General features: G+C 67.3%; 6 protein-coding genes and 1 pseudogene. 3 read left to right on the top strand and 4 right to left on the bottom strand.

What is annotated here, in order from left to right; all coding sequences use genetic code 11:
* From HWX00_RS30765 to HWX00_RS30750, 4 genes and pseudogenes are all read right to left on the bottom strand, one after another.
* Positions 1–335, bottom strand: a pseudogene (locus tag HWX00_RS30765) (acyl-CoA dehydrogenase N-terminal domain-containing protein); the annotation flags it as partial.
* Between the two features lie 304 nt (positions 336–639).
* Complete coding sequence (locus HWX00_RS30760; protein ID WP_124609327.1) at positions 640–828, bottom strand: hypothetical protein; 189 nt, start codon at positions 826–828, stop codon at positions 640–642.
* A 352-nt stretch (positions 829–1,180) separates the two neighbouring features.
* Positions 1,181–2,341, bottom strand: coding sequence for an AraC family transcriptional regulator (locus HWX00_RS30755; RefSeq protein WP_124670588.1), 1,161 nt, complete (start codon positions 2,339–2,341; stop codon positions 1,181–1,183).
* A gap of 8 nt (positions 2,342–2,349) precedes the next feature.
* Entirely contained in the window at positions 2,350–3,984 is a 1,635-nt protein-coding gene (locus HWX00_RS30750) for an AMP-binding protein (RefSeq protein WP_175029158.1), read from the bottom strand.
* Positions 3,985–4,292: 308 nt separating this feature from the next.
* On the opposite strand from HWX00_RS30750, the gene HWX00_RS30745 reads away from it, so the two are divergent.
* The 3 genes from HWX00_RS30745 (at position 4,293) to HWX00_RS30735 (ending at position 7,077) form a co-directional block, all read left to right on the top strand.
* A complete protein-coding gene (locus HWX00_RS30745) occupies positions 4,293–5,084 on the top strand; it encodes an HAD-IIB family hydrolase (protein WP_175029157.1) in 792 nt (263 codons plus the stop codon).
* 307 nt (positions 5,085–5,391) lie between these two features.
* Entirely contained in the window at positions 5,392–5,847 is a 456-nt protein-coding gene (locus tag HWX00_RS30740) for a carboxymuconolactone decarboxylase family protein (RefSeq protein ID WP_175029156.1), read from the top strand.
* A gap of 129 nt (positions 5,848–5,976) precedes the next feature.
* Complete coding sequence (locus HWX00_RS30735; protein WP_175029155.1) at positions 5,977–7,077, top strand: AraC family transcriptional regulator; 1,101 nt, start codon at positions 5,977–5,979, stop codon at positions 7,075–7,077.
* Positions 7,078–7,099 lie beyond the last annotated feature (22 nt).

Below are 7,099 nucleotides of genomic sequence, written 5' to 3'. Positions count from 1 at the left end.
ATGCACGGCGTCGCGATCAGCTTCGGCAGCCCCTGGCCATCGTACTCGGCCGGATGCTGCAGCCCCTGCCAGCCGCCTTCGACGAACTGGCGGAACGCGTCGCCGAAGCCGGGCGTCGCGCTCACCACACCGGCCTTCCAGCTGCTCGGGTGGCGGTCGCCCTCGACGTTCAGCGGCGCCAGCACCTCGCCGCAGAATTTCGCGGACTCCTCGAGCACGGCCTGCGCCGTGTCGTAACCGGCATCCTCGAAACCCGGCAACTGCGCGACGGCGTCGATGCCCGCGAGTTCCTTCAGCACGAACAGCATGTCCTTGACGGGGGCGTTATAGCTCATGGTCGATGTTCCAATCAGGCGGTGAATGAGGCGCGCCCGGGCGGGCGGATACGGCAGAACCGGCCAGACCCGGGCGACGTGACGACCCATCGTAATGCCGCCGTCGCCGATTCTCATTGTCATATCCGGCCCACATAGTGACAAAACCGGCCACGGGATGGGGAGGTGTGGCCGGGAACGGTCGGCTGGACACGGGTTTGGCGGGAAGGCGTTTCAGGGATTCGGCCTGCGTTCGACAGTACACCCGACCTGAGAAATCAGCTGCTGCGTGTACCATACCTCTCAAATCGCACATCTCGACCGATCAAACATCACGCAAATAGAAAATGACCATGACCGATGCAGTGATTCGAGCCGGGGCATTGGCTGCAGTATTGCTTGCGGCAAATCGAATCAGGAAAAAAGGGACAGCCTCCCGACCGCCTGTCAAGTCAAAATCGGCCGCGGCGCAGCGCGTGGCAGCCACCGCAGTGTCGGCAGTCATCTTGCTCATTTACCTCTACGCCATGCGCCACTATCTGGCCGCACTCTTTCGCCATTAAGTCCCCATAGAAAGCGAATACGAGGTGATGACGCCGTCGGTCAGTCCGCACCACGCTTCTTCGACATCCATTCTCGCAAACGCACGTTTGGCTTGACGAAAACGAGGCCGCGCCGGTTCGATATTCGATTCGATTGCCGTCCGGCGCATGGACACCCTTCGGGCGCGTGGCGGTGCGCTGCAGTGAGTCAAATCGCGTTTTGCCTTCGCAAATGCCCACGTCATAAAGGGAGCCGGCTATGGGACCAACCGATGGCAGCCGGTTATGGGAGCCGCCCGCGAAATCCGGCTGCCCCCGCACGTATCAGGCCTGGCGCCGGTAAGTCCCCGGCGTGCTCCCCGTCCAGTGCCGGAACGCGCGATGGAACGCGCTCGGATCGTCGAAACCGATATCGGCGCCGATCGCCGCGATCGTGTCCGGCGTGTCCGTCAGCCGCTGGATCGCGATGTCGCGCCGCAACTCGTCCTTCAGCACCTGGAACGTCGTTCCTTCGGCAGCAAGGTGACGGCTCAGCGTGCGCACCGAACAATGCAGGTGCTCGGCCGCCTGCTCGATCACGGGCAGGTCGGGCAGCGCCGCCGACAGGTACTGCCGCACGCGATGGCACACGAGCTGTTCGCTGAACGTTTCGAAGATCCAGTCTCCGGGCGCACGCGCGAGAAACTTGCGCAGGTTGCGCTTGCTCTGCCGGATCGGTGCGTCGAGGTAGTCGGCACTGAAGCGCATCAGCGTGCGCTCGCGGTCGAACTTCACGGAGCCGGTGAAGAAATACAGGTGTTCGACCGCGTGGCGCGGCCGCGGGCACGCGAACTCGATCTGCAACAGCGGGATCTTCTGTCCGATCAGCCAGGAACACACGCCGTGCACGAGCTTGAGCATCAGTTCCTGGCCGAGCGCGCCGATCGGGCCGATCGCGTCGTTCGGGCGCAGCAGCACCTGCGCGACGAGGCCGTCGCGCTTCGATTCGACGAAGAAGTCGTCGAGCAGGATATGGAAGAATTGCCCGAAACGATGCAGCGCCGTTTCGAGGTTGCGCGCATCGAGCAGGCTCAGGCACAGGTACTTCAGCGTGCCGCCGCGCAGCGGGCGCGAGAAGATGCCGGGCATCTCGTCGTCGAGGTCAATCGCGAGCGTGCGGTACAGCGTCGAGAACTGCTCCTCCGTCACGCGCGCATGCGGCTCGCCAAGCAGCTCGAGCGGGATGCCGGCGCCGCGCAGGTAGCGCTCGACCACGTCGCGCTGCGCGCCCGCACTTGCCAGGAAGCCGTTGACGAGCGAGATCGGCACCGTCGCGCTCGGCGACGGCAGCGCATGCCCGGGCCGGGCGGAAAGTGAGTCAGAACCGGTCATCGCGTCCCCGTCGGTCGAACCGCTCGCATTGTACTTGAGCGGCCCGCGCCGGGCCTTCGGGGCCCTCGCGGTCTTCGGCGCGCGGGGCCGCGCCGCGGCGGCAGCGCGGCGCATCGTCGCCGTCAGTCGATACGGCTCAGTTCCCGCCGCAGGATCTTGCCGACCGTCGACTTCGGCAGCCGGTCGACGAAGCGGACGATCTTCGGCACCTTGTACGCCGCCAGGCTCGCGCGGCAATGCGCGACGAGTTGTGCCTCGCTCACGTCGGTATCCGGCAAGCGCACCACGAACAGCTTGACGGCCTCGCCCGTGCGCGGATCCGGCACGCCGATGCATGCGCATTCGGCGACGCCCGGCAGCGCGGTCGCGACCGCTTCCACTTCGTTCGGGTACACGTTGAAACCCGACACGATGATCATGTCCTTCTTGCGGTCGACGATCCGCAGGAAGCCGGCCTCGTCGAACACGCCGACGTCGCCGGTACGGAAATAACCGTCCGCGGTGAACGCGGCCGCGTTCGCGTCCGGCTTCTGCCAGTAGCCGCTCATCACCTGCGGCCCCTTCACGCAGATCTCGCCCGCTTCGCCGATCGCCACCTCGCGGTCCTGGTCGTCGAGGAGCTTCACGTCGGTCGACGGCAGCGGCAGGCCCGTGGTGCCCGTGAAGGCATCGATCGACTGCGGGTTGAACGACACGACCGGCGACGTTTCGGACAGCCCGTAACCCTCGCGGATGAAATTGCCCGTCACGGCCTTCCAGCGCGACGAGATCACGTCGATCACCGCCGCGCCGCCGCCGGCCGACAGCTTCAGCCGCGACCAGTCGACTTCCTTCAGCCGCGGATGGCCGGCGAGCCCCGCGTACAGCGTGTTCACGCCGACGAACACCGTCGGCCGCGCGGCCTTCAGCACGTCGATGAACCCGTCCATGTCGCGCGGATTCGCGACGAGCCAGTTCTGTGCGCCGATCGCGAAGTAGGACAGGAAGTTCACCGTCAGCGCGAAGATGTGATACAGCGGGATCGCCGTGACGACGACCTCTTCGCCCGGCGCCCGCGCGGCCGGCACGATCGCCGCGAACTGTTCGATGTTCGCGACGAGGTTGCGGTGCGACAGCGCCGCGCCCTTCGACAGGCCGGTCGTGCCGCCGGTGTATTGCAGCAGCAGCAGGTCCGCGCCGCCGAGCGCGACCGGCGCGTACGCGAGCGCTTCACCCGCGGCAATCGCGTCCGCGAGCGCGATCGAGCTGGGCGGCAGCGCGTCGCACGTGCCGGCCGGCGCATCGACGACGCCGAGATCGCCGCGCCCCACGCTCAGCACGGTGCGCACACGCGTGGCGCCGACCACGTCGGCGAACGTGCCCATCGAGCCGCCGCAGACGACGGCCACCTCGACGCCCGCGTCGTCGAGCTGATGCTCGAGCTCGCGCGCGGTGTAGTGCGGGTTCACGTTGACCTGGACCGCGCCGATCTTCGCGACGGCGACGAACACGACCGGAAACGCGAGCACGTTCGGCAGCATCACGGCCACGCGATCGCCCTTGCGCACGCCGACGACCTGTTGCAGATAGGCGGCCAGCGCGGTCGACAGGCGGTCGACGTCGGCATAAGTGAGCGTGCGGCCGTACGCATGGAATGCCGGGCGATCGGCAAAGCGGCGCATCGCATCGTCCAGCAGCGCGCTGACGGAAGGGTGGCGATCGGCGTCGATCTCGGCGGGGATCGAGCCATACGACCCGGTCCAGTGTCTCTTCGTCATGTCTCACTCCTCGGCTCGGGGGACGGTGCGCACCCGGCGCACCGTTCGCACGGCGGCCTGCACGCCGAAAGGACGCGGGCCGTCGCCTGACCGGCGACTATCGCCCGCGCGACGCGCTTTGCAAATGATCCGGGCGGCCGAAAAGATGATCGAAACGGACATGCGGGCAGGCGCACTTGTCCAGACAACCTCGCTTGCCGCGGCGGGCAGCCGTTTATTCCGCAACGCGGATTGCAAAGCATCAAGCGGCATGGCAGCGCCCGCCGCCCTTCTTCATAATCGACGATCGCCCTTCATTCGCCACAACGATGCAGCCGCTTTCCCTCGCTCCCGCCGACACCTTCTCGTCCGTTCGATTTTTGCTGACCGACATGGACGAGACCCTGACCCATCGGGGCCGCCTGGCCGCGCACACCTATGCGGCCCTCGAGCGGCTGCAGGCGCACGGCATCCGCGTGATTCCCGTGACTGCCGCGCCGGCGGGCTGGTGCGACCAGATGGCGCGCATGTGGCCGGTCGACGGCGTGATTGCGGAGAATGGCGGACTCTTCATTCGGCGCGGCCCGGACGGGCACGGCGTCGAACGCCGCTACTGGCACGCGGACGACGCGCTCGCCGACGCGCGTGACGCACGCCGGCGTATCGCGCGGCATGTGGAGAAGGCCGTCCCTGCCGCACGCCTCGCGGACGACCAGGACTTCAGGCTGACGTCGCTCGCGTACGCACGCACGGGCTCCGGCCAGGACGACCGGATACTCGACGCGCTGGTCGCGGCCGGTGCGGACGCGACCATCAACAATCTGTGGATCATCGGCTGGATCGGCGGATACGACAAGCTGTCGATGTCGCTGCGCGTGCTGTCGGGCACCTACGGCGTCGACGCCGACACCGCGCCGGCGTGCGTCGCGTATTCCGGCGATTCCACGAACGACGCGCCGATGTTCGGCTATTTCACGCACACGGCCGGCATGAGCACCGTGGTCGACTATCTGCAGCACTTGCCCGTCCTGCCGCGATGGATCACGCAAGGCCCCGGCGGCAGCGGATTCGTCGAGTTCGCCGACGCGATCCTGCGTGCTCGTCCGGACGTTCAGGGCTGACCCGATGCGGCGGTCCGACTATCGCCCTGCCGGCATGAACACCATACGGGATCGGGCGATTCCGGTCGCCGGCCGCGCCTGATACGATCGCTTCGCTTCCGGTTCGCGACGGCCCCCCCCTTCCGCAACCGCCGCCGATGAAGCCGGCGCATCCGCACGACGAATCACGTCCGTCTCGTCGCCCGGTCACGCCGGTCGACCCGTCATCCTCATGATAAGGATTGCTTCGTAACTGCCAGCTATCCCGGCAGTGCACGGAAACAAGACCGGACTCCTCGGTCAACCACTCGATCAAAGGTCAATCGCCATGCCTGAACGCATCTCGTTTGGACAGCTTCCCGCCCGACTGCTCGACGTCGTGCTCAACGTCGAGGAATACGCGAACCACACCGGTCACGACTTCAAGCTCGTCGAACTGGTGCGCGCACGTGTGTCGCAGCTGAACGGCTGCGCGTATTGTCTCGACCGCCATATCAAGGAAGGCATCCATGCCGGCGACGATCCGCTGCGCTACAACCTGCTGCCGGTATGGCACGAAACGCCCGATCTCTACAACCCGAAAGAGCAGGCCGCACTGCGCTGGGCCGAAGCGCTCACGTTGCTCAGCGAGCACGCGATCGACGACGCGCTCGTCGCCGCGACACGCGAGCACTTCGATCGCGACGAACTGGCGACACTCACGCTGATCGTCGCGCAAATCAACACGTGGAACCGGCTCGCGAAGCCGTTCGCATGGCAAGCCGGCGTGTTCCAGGCCGGCTGACGCCGGTCGAGGCCGGGTGCGCCGGGTCATGCCGGCGCGCGTATCAGGGTGAACCCTGTAGCGCATGGGACCGTTCCCGCGCAGAATTGCGTGCCGTAAACGATATCGATTCGGACGCAGGATCCCGCCATGCCGCGCAGTGCGCTCTTGAACCCGACGGCCACCCGCGCAGCCCGCCTGCCGGACGCCGCGCCCGCTCACGCGCTGCGCGAGCAGCGCTTCACGCCGGCCAAGCTGGCCGTGCTGCTCGACGTGGCCGCCCAGGCCGGCCTCGACCCGGCCGCGGTGCTCGACGGCACCGGCCTGACGCCGACCGACGTCGCGGACCCGTTCACGCTCACGTCGCCGCTGCAGTTCCTGACAGCCGCGCGCCATGCGATCGGCCACTACGACGGCACCGATCTCGGCGTGCGCGTCGGCCGCCGGCTGCACGCGTCGAGCTACGGGATGTACGGCTACGCGATGCTGTGCTCGGAATCGCTCGCGCACGCGTTCGATTCGGCGGTCAAGTATCACCGCCTCGCGAACGGCATGCTCGCGATCCGCTGGGTCGAACAGGGCGACACCGCGTCGTGGCTGTTTCCGGACCGGCACGAAGTCGCGCTGCCGGATCTCGACGCGCCGCTGTACCGTTTCCTGATCGACATGCAGTTCGCGCTGCACGTGACGATCATCAAGGACGTGATGGGCGCGTGGTGCGTGCCGGCGCGCGCGCAGTTCGCGCAGCCGGAACCGCCGCACGCGGCAGCACTGGCCGACGCGCTCGAATGCCCGATCGCGTTCGACCAGCCGCACCACGTGCTCAGCTATCCGGCCGCCTGGCTCGCGCGCGCGCCGCAGCTCGCGAATCCGATCACCGCCGCGCAGGTGTCGTCGCACTGCGCGAGCCTGCTCGAGGCATTGCGCAGCCAGGCCGGCGTCACGCGGCGCGTGTACCAGGAACTCACGCGCACGCCCGGGCAGTTTCCCGACATCGACGCGATCGCGGACACCTTGTGCATCACGTCGCGCACGTTGCGCCGCAAGCTCGAAGCCGAAGGCACGTCGTACAGCGAGCTGCTGACGAGCGTGCGCAAGGCGCTCGCGATCGACTACCTCAGCACGACCACGCTCAGCACCGAGGACATCGCGCTGACCCTCGGCTTCAGCGATGCGGTCGGGTTCCGCCACGCGTTCAAGCGCTGGACCGGCACGACGCCGAGCGACGTGCGGCGCAAGCGCGGCGGATAAGCACGGCGGATGCCGCCGACGG

The sequence above is a fragment of the Burkholderia seminalis DSM 23518 genome, from assembly GCF_902832885.1.
Lineage (GTDB): Bacteria > Pseudomonadota > Gammaproteobacteria > Burkholderiales > Burkholderiaceae > Burkholderia > Burkholderia seminalis.
The sequence above is the reverse complement of the archived record's forward strand: the minus strand, read 5'-3'. Positions and strand labels throughout refer to the sequence as shown.